Source organism: Rhodococcus sp. NPDC057014, assembly GCF_042673295.1.
GTDB lineage: Bacteria > Actinomycetota > Actinomycetes > Mycobacteriales > Mycobacteriaceae > Rhodococcus_F.
The window spans coordinates 1-17,521 of sequence record NZ_JBHUSF010000183.1 but is presented as its reverse complement, the minus strand read 5'-3'; the positions used below and the strand labels follow the sequence as shown (position 1 = coordinate 17,521).

Genomic DNA, 17,521 nt, shown 5'->3' with positions numbered 1-17,521 from the left:
CCCGCTGATCCCTGGGTGGTGGCAATGGGGGCCCGGGCACACTTTGCCACTCCCCTGGGGGTGAGGTGCGGATCCTTCGCCTTGCGGCCCACGGCCACGGACGCCAGCATCAGCAGCGCCGCCCCCGCGAAGCAGGCGGCGTAGCCGACGTGCGGGGCGAGGAGTGAGATGACGAACGGAACGGCGAAGCCGACGTAGATCAGGCAGTAGAACACCGCCACCGTCTGCGCGAGTTCGTCTTCCGGCGACAGCTTCTCGACGGACGCGAGACCGGACCCGAGCAGGATCCCGTAGCAGGATCCGAGGAGGAGGGCCGCGACGACGATCGCGACCACCGGCAGCGCACCGTGCGCATACGCGACCACGGTCGCGGCGCCGAAACCCAGCACCCCGAGCACGATGCCGACGTAAATCCCGGTGGCGTCGTCCTGCTGCGACCACCGTTTGGCCCACGGCTGGATCATCGCCCCGGTGATCAGGGTCAGTGCCGCGACGAGACCGGTGAACGCCACCGAGGTGGAGCGCAGCGACTCGGACACGAGCGGCGGCAGCGTCGCGAACGACACGGTCGCCACCCCGAATACCCACGGCGCCCACGGCGCGATGCCCCACCGGAACCGTGAGGTCGCGAGCGCCGACAGGGGCTTGGCGACGAGGTCCGTCGCGCGGACCCGCGCATCGGGCACCGACCACACCAGTGCCAGGGCACCGACCATCAACACGATGTGCACCAGATACGGGAGCAGTTCCGGCGCGGGGAGCCACTGCGCGATCACGCCGGCGAACAGCGCTCCGCAGCCGAATCCCGCGGACAGCGACATGGCGGCGCGGCGTGCACCCGCCCCGGCGGCCGCGGTGGAGCTGAGTTCCTTCATCCAGGCGGTGCCGGCGCCGAACGCCATGCCGGACGCGAGTCCGGCCAGCACCCGGCCCAGGTAGAGCAGGTCGGGGACGGCGGCGCCCGCGATCAGGACGAGGGAGGAGACGATGCCGACGGGGATCATCGGACGGATCACCGCTCGCCGGCCGAACCGGTCGGACACGCGCCCGAAGTACAGCAGCGCAGGGATCAGCCCGACGACATACGACGCGAGCATCGCGGTGAACGAACCGCTCCCGAGCCCGAGATGCTCGCGGTAGACCAGCTGCATCGGGGCGAACTGGTTGGCTCCCCAGCTGACCGCGAACAGCGCGACGGCAAGGCGGACCCAGGGCGAGAGCATCATCCGATCCTCCCAGAACCGGTAGCGCGGCGAAGTATCAACTCTTCACAGGTCGGGCCCCGTATTCCTGTGCACACTGGCCGTGTGCGGCGGGCCCGGGGGCCTCTAGCGTCGACCCTGAGCACGAGCCGAGGAGGACATGTGTGGGGTAACGACGGCAGCTGGGTCGGCTCGGACGCGCACGCGATCGCCCGCGCCGTGACCGGCCGCGAGGTGTCCGCGAGCCAGGTGCTCGACGACCACCTCGCGCACATCAAGGCCCGGAACCCGGAGCTGAACGCCGTCGTCACCGTCGCCGAGGACCAGGCGATCCGGGCCGCCGACCACCTCGACATCCGGATCGCCCGAGGTGAGGACGTCGGTCCGCTGGCCGGGGTCCCGTTCACGGTGAAGGACCTGATCGCGACCGCGGGTGTCCGGACGACGGCGGGATCGCGGGCGCTCGAGCACAACGTGCCTTCTGTCGACGCCCCCGCGGTGGCCGCGATGAGGGCGGCCGGCGCGATCCTCGTCGGCAAGACGAACACCCCGGAGTTCGGCGCGAGCGGCCTCACGCACAACGACCTGTTCGGGTACACCGTGAACCCGCTCCGGCCCGACGGCGTACCCCGCTCGCCCGGCGGTTCGAGCGGCGGCGAGGCGGCGGCGATCGCGTCCGGGATGAGCGTGGTCGGTCTCGGCACCGACTTCGGCGGTTCGGTGCGCTGGCCCGCGCACTGCACGGGACTGCGGTCGGTGCGCCCGACCGTCGGCCGGGTCGACCCCGACGGCCAGTATCCCGGCGTCCTCTCGGGCGATCACCTGCTGACCAATCCGGCGACCATGCACGGCACGCTGCAGACGATCGGTCCGATGGCGCGGACGCTGGACGACGCCGCCCTCGTGCTGCGGGTGCTCTCGTCCCGGCACTACCGGTGGACCGACCCCGGCGCGGTGGACCTCTCACGTCTCGACGTCACGTGGGCGCCCGGCGAGGGGACCGTCCCGGTAGACGCGGAGATCGTCGGGGCCGTCGCCGGTGTCGCCCGGCAACTCGGCGCCCGCCGGTACGCGGGTGGAGCGCTGTCGGAGGGGAACGATCTGTTCGGGACGTTGCGGTCCGTCGAAACCCACACCGACATCGAAGAACTCGGCACCGGCTTCGGGACGAACATCGCGGCGATGCTCGCCGACGCACGGGACGTGGACCGGCGCGAGGTCGAGCGGCTGTGGGCGCGGCGATCGGAACTGGTGCACCGGTTGCTCGGCGAGATGGGGGACGTCCTGATCCTCCCCGTCGCCTCGATTCCGGCGCCCCCGCTCGGCCAAGAACTGTTCGACGTCGGCGGGCAGTCGCTGACCTGGGCTCAGGCCCTGGCGAGTTGCCGCGCGATCAGTGTGACGGGCCTGCCGTCCGTCGTCGTCCCGGTGGGAAACACCCGGTCCGGGTTGCCGATCGGCGTGCAGGTGGTCGCGCGGCCGTGGTGCGAGCACGTCGCACTGGCCGTGGCCGCCCGGTTGTGAGGCGGCCACGACCCGCGTGACCTCAGATCACCCGGTCGCGACGCAGACCCTCGATGTCTGCTTCGCTCAACCCGAATTCGCCCAGCACCTCCGCCGTGTCCTGCCCCAGCACCATCGGCGGCGCGTTCCGGATCGGCAGGGTTTCGTCGTCGACCCAGAACGGACCCCGGACCAGCGGCACCTCACCGCCGTCCGGGGTGGCCACGGCCTGCACCATCTTCAGGGCCTGCACCTGCGGGTCGGCGAACGCCTGATCGATCGTGTGGACGGGACCGCACGGGATGCCCGCCGCGCGAATCAGCGTCACCCATTCGGCGGCCGGCCGCACGGACAGCAGTTCGAGAAGTTCCTTGGTGAGCTGGTCCCGGTGCGCGAGTCGTGACTGGCCGGTGCGGTATTCGGGCCGTTCGGCGAGGGCGGGATCTCCGAGAACCTGGCACAGCGAGTCCCAGTGCCGGTCCGAACCGGTCGCGATGATGATCGGGAAGTCGGCGGTGTCGAACGTGCCGTACGGCGTGATCGTGGGGTGCGTGTTGCCGTTCGGTTCCGCGACGCGTCCGGTGCTCAGATAGTCCTGGGCCTGGAACGACATGATCGACAGCGCCGATTCGAGCAGGGACGTCTGCACGTGATGACCCGCACCGTCCCGCCCCCGGGCCACGAGTGCCGCCGTGATGCCCAGCGCCGCATAGATACCGGACACCGTGTCGATGATCGGGATCCCGACGCGCATCGGCGTGTGGTCGTCGGCGCCGGTCACCGACATCAGCCCCGACATGCCCTGCGCCACCTGATCGAGGCCCGGTGAGAACTGCTCGGGTCCGGTCGGCCCGAAACCGCTGACGCTCATGACGATCACACCGGGGTTGTCCTCGGCGAGCGACTCCTGGTCGAGTCCCATCTCCGCGAGGACGCCGGGGCGGAAGTTCTCCACGATGACGTCCACGCCGACGGCGATGCGGCGCAGCAGTTTCCGGCCCTGTTCGCTACGCATGTCGAGGGCGACGGAACGTTTGCCGCGGTTGACGGAGGTGAAGTAGAGGCTGTCGCTGCCGTCGAACGGCGGCCACTGCCGCGAACTGTCGCCGCCGGAACGGGTCTCGACCTTGATGATGTCGGCGCCGAAGTCCGACAGCAGTGCCGTGCACAGCGGTCCGGCGAGGGCCCGCGTGAGGTCGAGGACCCGGATACCGCTGAGCAACTGGTTCATGGTGGATCCTCGGTTCTCTGTGAAGGAAAGGGGACCGTCCGAGAATTGCGGACTCGCCGGTCGATAGCGATGGCGAGAATGCACAAGCGGCCGCTGGGGATTTCGGCGCAATGTGTGCCGCGACGGCCGGTCGCCGCCGGTTAGCGTGAGCTACCCGACGAAGCACCCGAGGAGTACGAGACGATGCGCGACATCCTGACGGGCCTGGAAGCGTGGTTCGACCGCGACGAGACGTTCGCGCTCGCGACCGTGGTGCGCACCTGGAAGTCGTCGCCGCGGGCGCCGGGCGCGGCGATGGCCGTATCGGAATCCGGCGAGGTGCTCGGCAGTGTGTCCGGTGGGTGCGTCGAGAGCGCGCTGTACGAGACGGCGCGGGACGTGCTGGCCGACGGACGGAGCCGCACCGAGGTGTTCTGTGTGGCCGACGACGACGCGATCGGCGTCGGACTGACATGTGGCGGCACCATCGAGGTGTTCGTCCAGCGCATCGGGCGGCAGGACTTCCCGGGTTTCGCGGATGTGGCGCGGCGCATCCGCGGCGGCGAATCGGTCGCCGTCGTGACGGAGACCGGCGACGGATCGCGGACCCGGCGCTGCGTGATCACCGGCGACGGGCCGTCCGGTGACCTCGAGCTGCCCGGCGTCGATATCGAGAACGTCCGCCGGCGGCTCGATGCCGGTGAGTCGCTGGTGTATCAGCTGCAGTCGGAGACGGTGTGCATGGTCGAGATGTTCGCGCCCAGGCCACGGATGTACATCTTCGGCGCCATCGACTTCGCCGCCGCCATGTGCACGCTGGGCGCGTTCGCCGGCTACCACGTCACGGTGATCGACGCCCGCGCCGTGTTCGCGACGCGCGCCCGGTTCCCGGACGCCGACGACGTCGTCGTGATGTGGCCGCACCGCTTCCTCGAGACCGCGCCGGTCGACCGCCGGACCGTGCTGGCCGTGCTCACCCACGACGAAAAATTCGACATCCCGCTGCTGGAACTGGCCCTGCGATCGGACGCGGCGTACATCGGCGCGATGGGCAGCCGGGCCACGCACGACCGCCGGGTCACGTTGCTGCGCGAACAGGGGACGACCGCGGCGGAGCTGGCGCGGTTGCATTCACCGATCGGCCTCGACCTGGGCGCCCGCACCCCCGAGGAGACGGCGGTGTCGATCCTCGCCGAGATGATGAAGACGACCCGGCGGGCGTCGGGCCTCGAGCTCCAGCAGCTCAGCGGACCGATCCACCGCGACGCGCCCGCGGGCACCGGCCGGCCGCTCGAGTGCACCGCCTGAGTGACGTTTGACGGGTATTCGGATCGCGACTTAAGGTCAGGCTTTCGCGCCGTCCGGGGCGAGAGTCGGATCAGGTGAGCAGGGTGTTGCAGTGACGACGAGGGATGCCGGTGGTTCCGCTCCCGGGTTCCGCGCAGCCGCCGACTCCGGCAACGGGCCTGGTCCGGGCATTGCGCCGCAACCGCTCGCCGACGTGCTGACGTCCGATCTGCTCGTCTCCCCGACCCTCGTCGGCGGCCAGGGCGGCACCTCGCGTGAGGTGTCGAACATCGCCGTGATGGCGGTGCCGGACATCGGGCCGTGGCTCCGGACCGGGCAGTTGCTGATCACCACGACCGCGGTTCTCGGCCGGCTGGTCGAACCGTTCGACGCGTTTCTCGCCCGGCTCGACCGGCGGGGCGTCTCGGGGCTCGCCGTCCGCCTGGACGACCCCACCGCACCGCTGCCGGCCGAGATGTCCGATGCGGCCGACGAACTCGGGTTTCCCGTCGTCGTGGTCGCGGAGCTGTATTCGCAGGCACATCCGCTGGCCGCTGCTCTCGCGGAGTCGTCGGCCCGGCAGGTCGACGCCGTGTTCGAGGCGGACCGGTTGCGGCGGGTGCTCGTCGACGTCGTGATGGCGGGCGGTGGGTTCGCCGAACTGTCCGTCGCCGTCGCTCGTGAACTGGGCGGGGCGGTGCTGATCACGACACCCGACGGACGCCAGTTGTGCCGGGCGGGCGACGAGTCGGAACTGCGCCGGCTGGCGGCGAGTGCGGCGCTCGACTCCACCGGACGGGTCCGCACCGATTCGACGGAGGGCGGGCTCGGCCTGCACCGGCTGGGCGACGAGTTCATCGCCGTCTCAGCGATTTCGGCCAACGGCATCGATCACGGGCGGCTGGTGCACTTCACCACCGGGCACCCGCTGCGCAGCGAGGACCTGTATCTCGTCGAGCAGGCGGCGGCGGTGTGCGCCCTGGTGGTTGCCCGCGAACTGGTCGTCTCCTCGGTGGAGGAGAAGCACCGCGCGAACTTCGTGCGCGACCTGCTGCTCGGCCGCGGCGGCGAGCACGAGCACGTGGTCGCGCACGCGAAAACGTTCGGCTGGGACCTGGACCGGCCGGTGGTCGTCGTGGTGATCGAACCCGACCCGGTCGGCGAGGACGAACCGTCGATGCCGACCCGGATGCCGCTCGTCGAGCGCCAGGCCCGGGCGTTCACCAGCGCCGTCGCGGGCCGCGACACCGGTGCCGCCGTCACCGCACTGGCGACGGAGACGGTGATCCTGATGGGTGTCGGCACCGACACGATGAACCTCGTCCACGAACTCGTCGCCACCGTGCGCGGTGCCGGCGGCGGTGGTCGCCGGGCGTTCGGGGTAGGGGTGTCCCGGCCGACGGACACGGTGGACGGCATCCCGGCCCTGTACGGCCAGGCCCGGACCGCGCTGAAGGTGGGGCGGCAGATCACCGGCGCCTGGGCGGTGACGCATTTCGACGACCTCGGCGTGTACCGGCTGCTGAGCCTCGTCGAGGACGACCGCGAACTCGAATCGTTCGCGAGCGAGACGCTGCGCGAACTGACGGCCGACACCCCCGAGGCGCAGGACATGCGGCGCACCCTCGAGGTGCTGCTCGCCACGAACATCAACATCGCCGAAACCGCACGTCAACTCCACTTTCACTACAACACCCTGCGGTACCGGGTGGTGAAGCTCGAGAAGATGCTCGGGTCGTTCACCGATCACCCCGAATTGCGTCTCGACCTGTCGCTCGCCCTCAAGATCATGGCGATGCGCGGCATCAATTCCTAAAGTTGCCAATTTCGCCGGACACGCGCTGGCAGATTCTTCTCACGCCGGGTGGCTGACGCTGTAATAACGTTGCCCTCCTATCGAGGTGCAACTGTGACATGCGGCACATCAGCGAAGCCGGCCGCCGGCACCCTTGCACCGTCACCTGTCTGAAAGGTCCCCCTATGCCTATCTGGACATTGCACGGAGATGGCAAGACCATCGCGCCCGGTGAGGTCGTCGCCCCGAGTGAACGGCTGAGCTGGGGTCGCACGATCGGGCTCGGCGGGCAGCACGTGGTCTCGATGTTCGGGGCCACGTTCGTCTTCCCGATCATCATGGGCCTCAATCCTCAACTGGCCGTGATGTTGTCGGGTTTCTGTACCCTCTTCTTCCTGCTGGTCGTCAAGGGCCGCATTCCCAGCTACCTGGGGACGTCGGCCGCATTCGTCGGCGGCATCGCCGCCATCCGCGCCCAGGGCGGCACGTCCGCGCAGGTGACGGGGGCGATCCTCGTGTCCGGCCTCGTGCTCGCCGGGATCGGCGTGCTGATCCACTTCCTCGGCGGCGGGGTGGTGTTCAAGATCCTGCCGCCCGTGGTCACCGGCGCCGTCGTCATGCTGATCGGGTTCAACCTGGCCCCGGTCGTGGCCGGTACGTACTGGCCCCAGGACCAGTGGGTCGCGCTGACCGTGATGGTCGTGCTGGTGGTGGCGAGCGTCGCGCTCCGCGGGTTCCTCGGCCGGGTCGCGATCTTCCTGACCCTGCTGTTCGGGTACGTGCTGTCGTGGGTGCTCGACGTGACGACCGGCATGATCACGTCGTACGACCCGGTCGCCGGCGCAGTCACCGAGCACTTCCGCGTCAATTGGGACGGCGTCTCCTCCGCGTCGTGGATCGGGCTTCCGCCGTTCTCCGACGAGGCGAACGGCATCGTCGGCATCCACGCGCCGTCGTTCAGTCTCACGTTCATCGTCCTCGTGCTGCCCGGTGTGATCGCCCTGATCGCGGAGAACGCCGGACACGTCAAGGCCGTCGCCGAGATCACCAAGACCGACCTCGACCCGATGATGGGACGCGCCCTCATCGGCGACGGCCTGGCCACCACCATCGCGACCAGCGTCGGCGGATCCCCGACGACGACGTACGCGGAGAACATCGGCGTCATGGCCGCGACGAAGGTGTACTCCACCGCCGCGTACGCCGCGGCCGGTGCGATCGCGATGCTGCTCGGCTTCTCCCCCAAGTTCGGCGCCGTCATCTCCGCGACCCCCGGCGGCGTGCTGGGCGGAATCACGGTGGTGCTCTACGGGATCATCGGCCTGCTCGGGGCGAAGATCTGGAAGGAGAACGGCGTCGACTTCGGCAACCCGCTCAATCTGATGCCCATTGCCGCGGGCCTGATCATCGCGATCGGTGACGTGGAGTTGACGTTCAGCGACAGCTTCTCCCTCAGCGGCATCGCGCTCGGCACGATCGTGGTGATCGGCATGTACCACCTGTGCCGTCTCATCGCCCCGAAGGACGCCGAGGACGCGGACGGTCCAGGCGCCGGCCGTCACCACCCGAAGCCGACCGCGGACGACGGAACGGTCCCGGACCGGGTCGGTCAGTTCACGTGATCTGCCATCGGTGGGACGTGAGTTTTGTCACTAGTTCACGAAACGTCGAGCGTACGATACGGGCAGGATCTGAGGAATGAAACCGTCGCCACTGACTTATCACCGACCTCGGTCGATCGACGAGGCCTGTCAGATCCTCGCGGACGTGGCTCACGAGGGAAAAGTGCTCGCGGGCGGGCAGTCGCTGGTCCCGTTGCTGTCGATGCGGCTGGCCGCGCCGGCGCACCTCGTCGACATCGGATCGATCCCCCGGCTGGACGCGGTGTCGGCGTCACGCGACCTCGGTGTCACGTTCGACGCACTGACCACGCACTCGATGCTGGAAGCCGACCGCGGCGCCGCACAGGTGCAGCCGCTGCTCGGCCGCGGGCTGCGTCTCGTCGCGCACCCGACCATCCGCAACCGCGGCACGACGGTCGGGTCCATCGTGCACGCGGACCCGTCCGCGGAGATGCCGGCCGTGCTCGCGCTGCTCGGGGGCTTGATCACCGTGCGTTCCGTTCGCGGGGTCCGGGAGATCCGCTCGACCGACCTGTTCGCCGGGCCGCTCGAAAGCACCCTCGAGGCGGACGAGATCGCGACCAGTGTCACGGTCCCGGCGGCCGAGCCCGGTGTCGGGACGGCGATCGACGAGATCGCCCGCAGGCACGGCGACTACGCGCTCGTCGGCGTCGCGGCGCAGGTGCGGGTCGAGGACGGCGCGGTGGCCGAGGCCCGGATGACGTACGTGTCGGCCGGCGAACTCGGTGAGGTCGTCGACTACACGGACATCCTCCGGGGCGCGTCCGCGACGGACGACCGGGATTCGTTGTGGCGGAATCTGTCCGAGTTCGCGCGGGAACGGATCGACACCGAACCCGACATCCACGCCACGGCGCGGTACCGGTCGCAACTGGTGGCGGCCCTGACTACACGGGTCGGATTCGCGGCCGCGCAGGATGCAGTACTCGACGGTGCCGCCGTGCACGCGTCGGCGGGAGGAAGATGACCATGGCAAAGGCAACGACCAGCATCGACGAGCAACTCGCCGAGCTACAGGAGGAGACGGGCGAACAGCACGTCGCGGTGACGTTCACGCTCAACGCGGTGACGCAGACGGTGCTGCTGCCGTCGCGGACGCTCGCGTCCGACGCGATCCGGCACCATCTACGCCAGACGGGAACCCACGTCGGCTGCGAGCACGGCGTGTGCGGCGCGTGCACCGTGCTGCTCGACGGCAAGCCGGTGCGGTCGTGCCTGGTGCTCGCGGCGAGCCTCGAGGGCCGGGAGGTCACCACCGTCGAGGGTCTCGTCGAACCCGACGGCACCCTGCACCCGGTGCAGCAGGCGTTCATCGACTGCCACGGGCTGCAGTGCGGCTTCTGCACGCCCGGCTTCGTCACGACCATCGCGGCGTTCCTCGAGGAGAACGATTCGCCCACCCGCGAGGAGGCCACCGACGCGATCGCGGGCAACCTCTGCCGGTGCACCGGATACCAGAACATCCGGGCGGCCGTGCTGCGCGCCGCGGAGATCAAGCGGGAGCGGTCGGGCGAGTTCCCGCTCGGCAAGGACGACGAGTCGTCGCGGGCCTCGCTCGACCCGAAGGTCCGGGGCACGACCAACCCCGTCGGCGGAAGGACAGGGCGAGCATGAGCGTCACGAAACCCCGCACCGAGCCCGCGTCCACCAAGGGTGCCGACGCGCCCGCCGCGTCGGAGAAGTTGTTCGGCAAACCGATTCCCCGCACGGAGGACGCCCGGCTCCTGTCCGGCAACGGCCGCTACCTCGACGATCTGGGCCACAACGCGCTCATCGCCGCGTTCGTCCGGTCACCGCACGCGCATGCTCGGATCACCGGGATCGACATCGACGCCGCCCTGGATCTGCCCGGCGTGCACGCGATCTACACGTACGACGACCTCGTCGACGACTCCCCGGAGATGGCCGAGAACCTGCCCCTCCTGATCCCGCACCCGGCGATCACCGCCCCGCGCAACGGATATCCGCTCGCCAAGGACGAGGTGAACCACGTTGGTGAGGCGATCGCGATGGTCGTCGCCGACAGCCGGTACATCGCCGAGGACGCGTGCGCCAAGATCGACGTCACGTACGACATGCTCCCGCCGGTCGTGGGCATCGACGTGGCGCGGCAGGCGGACAACGCCGTGCACGCCGACGTCCCCGACAACGTCGCGGCGCACCTGCAGCACGGATTCGGCGATGTGGACGCGGAACTGGCGAACGCACCGCACCGGCTCACGCTGAACCTCGAGATCGAGCGGTCGGCGTCGATGCCGATGGAAGGCAAGGGCGTCTACGCGCGCTGGGACACCGACGAGCAGGCGCTCACGTTCTGGACGTCGACTCAGACGTCGACGTCGGCCCGCGCCGCGATCGCGGCCCGGCTGAAGATGGCGCACAACAAGGTCCACTGCATCGCCCCCGACGTCGGCGGCGGCTTCGGCGTCAAGATCGTCCACCCGTGGCCGGAGGAGGTCATGGTCACCTGGGCCGCGCGGCAGCTCGGGACGGCCGGCATCTCCAGCGAGGTCAAATGGGTCGAGGACCGTCGTGAGCACTTCGTGTCGAGCGCGCACGAACGCGGCCAGATCCAGGAGGTGACGGTCGGATTCGACGACGACGGCACCCTCCTCGCGTTCGACTTCACGTTCTGGCACGACAACGGCGCCTACCTGCCGTACGGCATCATCGTCATGCTGAACACATCGACGCAGGTGCTCGGGCCGTACAAGCCGAAATCGTTCCGGGTGGACGCGTACTCGCTGTACACGAACACCGTCATCGTCACGCCCTACCGCGGCGCCGGCCGACCGCAGGCCGTGTTCGCGATGGAACGGGCGATGGACGCGATCGCGAAGTATCTCGGAAAGGACGTCATCGAGGTCCGCGAGCACAACTTCATCCGGCCCGAGGAGATGCCGTACGACTTCCACCTCACGTTCCAGGACGGCCGCCCGCTGATCTACGACACCGGCAACTACCAGGCCGGGATCGACAAGCTCAAGAAGCTCATCGACTGGGACGGGTTCGCCGAGTACAAGAAGCAGGCGAAGGCCGAGGGCCGGTCCGTGGGCATCGGGATCGGCGCCTACGTGGAGGGAACCGGGCCGGGCCCGTACGAGGGCGCCCACGTCCTCGTCGAGACGTCCGGGAAGGTGAAGGCCGCAACGGGTCTGACCACTCAGGGGCAGGGCCACCAGACGGCGTTCGCGCAAATCGTCGCGGACGACCTCGGCGTGCCGGTCACCGACGTGGAGATCGTCACCGGCGACACCCGCCGATTCGGTTACGCCGTCGGCACGTTCGCGTCCCGCGGCGCCGTGATGTCCGGGTCGGCGTTCCACGTGGCCGCGCAGATGGTCGCGGAGAAGGCCCGCAAGATCGCCGGGGACGCGCTGAACCTCGATCCCGGCGAATTGGAACTTCGCGGCGGGCACGTGTGCAAGATCGGCACACTGCCCGGCGCCGAGGGCACGTCCATCTCGCTGGGTGTGGTCGCCGTGCTGTCGAACCCGCTGCGCTACGCGTTCGACGACGCGTCGCGGCAGGCCACCGGGTTCGCGAAAGCCGACACGGACATGACGATTCCGCCGGTCCGCGAAGGTGAACAACCCGGGCTCGAGGCCACCGGCTACTACTCGCCGCCGACGTCGACGTTCGCGTCGGGCGTGCACGCGGCGATCGTCGAAACCGATCCGGTGACGGCGGAGATCCACGTCCGGCGGTACGCCGTCATCCACGACTGCGGCAACGTGATCAACCCGCGGATCGTCGAGGGCCAGGTCATGGGCGCGGTCGCGCAGGGGGTCGGCGGCGCTTTGTACGAGAAGATCGTCTACGACGAGCACGGCCAGATGCTGAACGCGTCGTACATGGACTTCCTGATGCCGTTCGTCACCGAGATGCCCGACTCGCTCGAGATGGACCACACCGTCACCCCGTCCGGTCTCAACCCCCTCGGCATGAAGGGGGCGGGCGAGGCGGGCGTGATCCCGACGTCCGCCGTCATCGCCGCCGCGATCGAGGACGCGGAAGGCATCCCGATCACATCCATGCCGATATCCCCCTCGGAGTTGTTCGAGCTTCGCCTCGCGCACGCGTCGTCACAGAGCAAGGAGAACGAATGAGAATCGCAGGCACCGCCCTACTGACCGCACCGCCGGAGGCCGTGTACGACAACCTGCAGGACGGAAAGGTCCTCGCGGCCACCATTCCCGGGGTGCAGTCCCTCGAGCAGGTCAGCGACAACCATTACAAGCTGTCCATCACCGCGGGCGTCGCGTCCATCAAGGGCACCTATGACGGCGAAGTGATTCTGTCGCAGCAGAATCGGCCCCAGTCGTTCGTGATGACGGCGTCCGGTGCCGGTGCGCCCGGCACCGTCAAGGCCGACGTGACCGTGCGGCTCGAGGAACGCGACGGCGGCACCCTGCTCAGCTACGATGCGGACGCCGTCGTCGGCGGCATGGTCGGCGGCGTCGGGCAGCGGATGATCACCGGCGTCGCGAAGAAGATGGCCGGGGTGTTCTTCAAGGGCATCGACGGCGTCATCGCCAACGGCATCCCGGCGGCCGAGGTCGCCGCCGCTTCCGGCGAGGTGCCGGCGGTCGCCGGCGTCGCGGAAGCTGCCCCGGTCCCCACGGTGGCCGCGGCCCGGCTGCGGGCACCCGAGGCGGCGTCCACGGCAACTGTTCTCGCGTCGGCCGCACTGGGCGCCGGCATCGCCCTCGCCGGTGTCCTCGTCGGCGGCATCCTCGTGCGGGGCGCCTGCTCGAAATAGCCCGCGCACACCCTCGACACAGCACCCCGAACCGCCCGGTTCGGGGTGCTGTCGTCTGTCCGGGCCCTCCGATCGCGGGCAGCGCCGAACGAGGACCGCCGAGTTCGGCGATATGTGACAAAGAAACCGGGCGGCGGAAACGGTGCAATTGCCTTACAGAGACGAGCCCAGGAGGAATCGTGGAATCCAGGAAGATTCGGGTCGGTATCGACACCGGCGGAACATTCACCGACGTCGTGGCTGTGGACGAGGAGTCCGGAGCCGTCGTCACCACCAAGACACCCTCGACGCCCGCCGACCCGGCGCAGGGATTCCTCACCGGAATCGAGAAGGTGCTCGCCAAGCTCGGCGAGACCGGCGACGCGATCGGCGCCGTCAGCCACGGCACCACCGTCGCCACCAACAAACTCCTCGAAGGCAAGGTCGAGAACCTCGGGTTCATCACCACCGAGGGGTACGAGCACGTCCTCGAGATCGCCCGCCAGTCCGTCCCCGACGGCTACGGCAACTCCTACTTCTGGGTCAAGCCCGACCGCATCGTCCCCGCCGACCGCGTCCGCACCATCGGCGGCCGGCTCGCGTTCGACGGCAGCGAGATCCGCCCCCTCGTCGAGGACGACGTCCGCGCGGCCGCGCGCTTCTTCGCCGAGCGCGGCATCCGCACCATCGGCGTGTGCCTCATGCACTCCTACGCCGACCCGAGCCACGAGACGCGTGTGCGCGACATCCTGCTCGAGGAATACCCCGAGGCCACGGTGAGCATCTCCAGCCAGGTGCTGCGCGAATACCGCGAATACGAGCGGTCCATCACCACGCTCGTCGACGCGGCCGTGAAGCCGAACATCCGGAACTACGTCAACAACATCGCGAACCGGCTGCGCGAATTCTCCTCCGACGAGGGCGAGGCCCGCGACATCCCGTTCTACGTGATGAAGTCCAACGGCGGCGTGCTCTCCGCGAAGGAGGTCGTGCACCAGCCGATCACGACCGTGCTGTCCGGCCCGGCGGCCGGCGCGCTCGGTGCGGCGCTCATCGCCAGCGTCGCGGGTGTCGAGCAGGTCCTCACGTGTGACGGCGGCGGAACGTCGACCGACGTCACCGTCGTGGTCCGCGGCGAGCCCGCACTCACCACCGAGGGCCGGGTGGGGGCGTACCCGTCGAAGATCCCGATGATCGACGTCGTCACCGTCGGCGCAGGCGGCGGCTCCATCGCCTGGCAGACCCCCGAGGGCACGCTGCGCGTCGGACCGCAGTCGGCGGGCGCCGACCCCGGACCGCTCTGCTACGGCAAGGGCGGCAGCGAGCCGACCATCACCGACGCCCACGTGCTGCTCGGCCGCATCCCACCCCACCTGCTCGGCGGCGAGATCCCCCTCGACACCGAACTGGCCCGCAAGGGCGTCGAGCAGCTCGCCCACCAGCTGAAGCTCGACTTCGAGGCGTGCGCCACCGGCATCCTCGAGGTGTCCGCGTGGAACCAGGCCAACGCGCTGCGGCAGATCACGGTCAAGCGCGGCCTCGACGTCCGCGACTTCACCCTGGTGACGTTCGGCGGCTCCGGTTCGCTGCTCGCCTGCAGGCTCGTCGACATTCTCGGGCTCAAGGACGTCCTCGTCCCGCTGAACCCGGGCAACGTGTCCGCGTTCGGGCTGCTCACCGTCGACGTCCGCAACGACTACGTGCAGACCCACGTCTGCCGGCACGACCGGCTGAAGATCGAGGACCTGCAGTCGGGGCTGGACGCGCTCGCCGCCGAGGCGGAAATCGCACTCGCCGACGAGGGGTTCGGCGAGGCGGAGCGCAAGTACGCGCGCTCGGCCGACCTCCGCTACCTCGGCCAGGCGTTCGAGGTGCGGGTGCCGGTCGGGGACGGTCCCGTCACGCAGGAGCTGATGGACGAGGCCGCGGAGCGGTTCCACCAGGCGCACACGGAGCTGTACGGCTACGACTTCCGCGGCGACCCGCACCAGCACGTCGAGTGGGTCAACCTGCGCGTCAGCGGTATCGGCCCCATCAAGCGCCCGACGCTGAAGGAGATCGCGGCCGGGACCGGGGCGGAGTCCGCCGTGACCGGCACCCGTCCGGCGTACTTCGACGAGTGGGTCACCACCCAGGTCTACGACCGGGCCAAGCTCGGCGCGGGCGACGTGCTCGAGGGTCCCGCGGTGATCGAGGAATTCAGCTCCACCATTCCCGTGCACCCCGGTTTCCGGGCGCGGATCGACACCTTCGGAAACATCCGCATCACCAAGATCGCCGACTCGAACGGAGCGAACCGATGACCGTCACCACCGAACCCGTTGCAGTGCAGGCGGCCAAGCCCTACCGGCTGACACCGGTCGACGGCACGACCCCCGACCCCGTGCTGGTGGAGATCGTCGCCGGCTACCTCGCCAGCGTCGAGATGGAGGTCGAGACGTCCATCTCGCGGACCTCCCGCTCCCCGATGATCCGCGACGCGCACGACTTCCGCGCCGGCATCCACGACCGCAACCTCCGGAAGCTCACGGGCCGTTCGTATTCGGCGCTCGTGCATCCGGTGGCGCGGGACTTCCCGCTCGACACCATGAAGCCCGGCGACGTCTACTTCCACAACGACGTCTACCTGTCCGAAGGCGGCATCGGCCACCTCCCCGACCTCTGCGTCACCGTCCCGGTGTTCGCGACCCGGCCGGGCGAGACGGAACCGTCCGTCGTCGCGTTCGTGCAGGCGTTCGGCCACCACGACGACATCGGCGGCTGCTGCCCGGGATCGATGCCGTCCGGCGCGACCACGGTGTACGAGGAGGGCCTGATGGTCCCGCCGATCAAGCTGTGGGATCAGGGGGTGCCGAACGAGGCCGCGCTGCGCATCATGACCCGCAACTCGCGGATGCCCGACGCGCTGGCCGCCGACCTCGACGCCGAATGCTCGGCCTGTCTGATGGGCGCCCGTCGCCTCACCGAACTGTTCGAGCGGTACGGCTGCGACACCGTCGAGGCCTGCTTCGACGCGATGATGGACGCGACCACCGAAACGTACCGGCGGGAGATCCTCAGCAAGATCCCCAAGGGCGAGTACACGTGGGAGGACTACGCCGAACACGACGGCGTCGACGAGCCCATGCTGCACCGCCAGCGGATCACGCTCACCAAGACCGGACCGGAGGACGAGGGCGGCGAACGCCTCATCCTCGACTTCAACGGCACCGGACCGCAGGCCAAGGGCCCGATCAACCACTGCGGTGACTACGCCGACGGCAACTTCCTCATCAAGTGGCTCGCACCGATCCTGCGCAACCTCGCGGACAGTCCCGAGCGGATGGCGGAACTCGACGTCAACGAGGGCGTCGTGCCGCTGATCGAGATGAAGTTCCCGGAGAAGGGCACGCTGATCACCCCGATCTTCCCGGCGCCCACCAACGCCCGGACGTTCGTGATCCTGCGACTGCTCGGCGTGCTCGCCGGCGTCGTCGCCAAGGCCGTCGACGGGAACATGCCCGCCGACCAGGAGACCATCCGCTACACCGGGGTGTACGGCGAGGACTTCGACGGGCACTCGTACCTGATGCGGGAGGTGCTCGGCGGCGGGTCCGGGGGGCGGCACTACGCGGACGGTGAGGACACCATCCACGTCGTTCCCGACTCGCGGAACCTGCCGACCGAGTTCACCGAGAGCCGGTTCCCGTTCATCGTCGAGAAGCTGGGCCTGGCGAAGGACTCCGGCGGCGCCGGACGCTACCGCGGCGGTCTCGGCTACGAGAAGCACATCCGGATGCTCAAGGACGCGAACTTCATGTCCATCGCCGACCGCTCGATCCTCTCCTGCTGGGGAGTCAAGGGCGGCAAGGCCGGACGGCCCTTCTCCGTGGTCCTCGACCCGGGCGGCCCGAACGAGCGGGAGTTCGACGCGCTGACCGACGCCGAACCGATCAAGGCCGGTGAGGTGGTGCGCATCCGCACCACCGGTGGCGGCGGCTGGGGCGACCCCCTCGACCGTCCGATCGAGGAAGTCGTCCGGGACGTGCTGTGGGGCAAGGTGTCCGCCGAGGGCGCACGCCTTGACTACGGTGTCGTGCTGGCGTCGTCGACCGGGGAACCGGTCGCGGACGCCGACGCCACCGAGGCGCTGCGCGAGCA

12 protein-coding genes are annotated in these 17,521 nt (G+C 69.4%); 10 read left to right on the top strand and 2 right to left on the bottom strand.

The annotated features are described in order from the left end of the window. The coding region (locus ACFTZB_RS28640; protein ID WP_378436445.1) for an MFS transporter at positions 1 to 1,223 on the bottom strand (1,223 nt) is incomplete at its 3' end. Positions 1,224 to 1,364: 141 nt separating this feature from the next. On the opposite strand from ACFTZB_RS28640, the gene ACFTZB_RS28635 reads away from it, so the two are divergent. After that, positions 1,365 to 2,726, top strand: a complete 1,362-nt coding sequence (locus ACFTZB_RS28635; protein ID WP_378436443.1) for an amidase — start codon at positions 1,365 to 1,367, stop codon at positions 2,724 to 2,726. 22 nt (positions 2,727 to 2,748) lie between these two features. Here the strand turns inward: ACFTZB_RS28635 and ACFTZB_RS28630 are convergent, their stop codons facing one another. Further along, complete coding sequence (locus tag ACFTZB_RS28630; RefSeq protein ID WP_378436441.1) at positions 2,749 to 3,936, bottom strand: CaiB/BaiF CoA transferase family protein; 1,188 nt, start codon at positions 3,934 to 3,936, stop codon at positions 2,749 to 2,751. A gap of 183 nt (positions 3,937 to 4,119) precedes the next feature. On the opposite strand from ACFTZB_RS28630, the gene ACFTZB_RS28625 reads away from it, so the two are divergent. The 9 genes from ACFTZB_RS28625 to ACFTZB_RS28585 form a co-directional block, all read left to right on the top strand. Further along, on the top strand, positions 4,120 to 5,223 hold the full coding sequence (locus ACFTZB_RS28625; protein ID WP_378436439.1) for an XdhC family protein: 1,104 nt from the start codon (positions 4,120 to 4,122) through the stop codon (positions 5,221 to 5,223). Positions 5,224 to 5,314: 91 nt separating this feature from the next. Then, positions 5,315 to 7,018: a PucR family transcriptional regulator gene (locus ACFTZB_RS28620; protein ID WP_378436437.1), complete on the top strand. Its 1,704-nt coding sequence runs from the start codon at positions 5,315 to 5,317 to the stop codon at positions 7,016 to 7,018. A gap of 164 nt (positions 7,019 to 7,182) precedes the next feature. Further along, a complete protein-coding gene (locus ACFTZB_RS28615) occupies positions 7,183 to 8,619 on the top strand; it encodes a uracil-xanthine permease family protein (RefSeq protein WP_378436435.1) in 1,437 nt (478 codons plus the stop codon). Between the two features lie 76 nt (positions 8,620 to 8,695). Continuing rightward, positions 8,696 to 9,607: an FAD binding domain-containing protein gene (locus ACFTZB_RS28610; protein ID WP_378436433.1), complete on the top strand. Its 912-nt coding sequence runs from the start codon at positions 8,696 to 8,698 to the stop codon at positions 9,605 to 9,607. Further along, complete coding sequence (locus ACFTZB_RS28605) at positions 9,604 to 10,254, top strand: (2Fe-2S)-binding protein (protein ID WP_378436431.1); 651 nt, start codon at positions 9,604 to 9,606, stop codon at positions 10,252 to 10,254. The genes ACFTZB_RS28610 and ACFTZB_RS28605 overlap by 4 nt, the downstream gene beginning before the upstream one ends. Further along, positions 10,251 to 12,749: an aerobic carbon-monoxide dehydrogenase large subunit gene (gene cutA / locus ACFTZB_RS28600; RefSeq protein ID WP_378436429.1), complete on the top strand. Its 2,499-nt coding sequence runs from the start codon at positions 10,251 to 10,253 to the stop codon at positions 12,747 to 12,749. The genes ACFTZB_RS28605 and cutA overlap by 4 nt, the downstream gene beginning before the upstream one ends. Continuing rightward, entirely contained in the window at positions 12,746 to 13,402 is a 657-nt protein-coding gene (locus ACFTZB_RS28595; protein WP_378436427.1) for a carbon monoxide dehydrogenase subunit G, read from the top strand. The genes cutA and ACFTZB_RS28595 overlap by 4 nt, the downstream gene beginning before the upstream one ends. 179 nt (positions 13,403 to 13,581) lie before the next feature. Then, complete coding sequence (locus ACFTZB_RS28590; protein ID WP_378436425.1) at positions 13,582 to 15,684, top strand: hydantoinase/oxoprolinase family protein; 2,103 nt, start codon at positions 13,582 to 13,584, stop codon at positions 15,682 to 15,684. After that, positions 15,681 to 17,521 (top strand): hydantoinase B/oxoprolinase family protein (locus tag ACFTZB_RS28585; protein ID WP_378436423.1); only part of this gene is annotated, 1,841 nt, incomplete at its 3' end. The genes ACFTZB_RS28590 and ACFTZB_RS28585, both read left to right, overlap by 4 nt.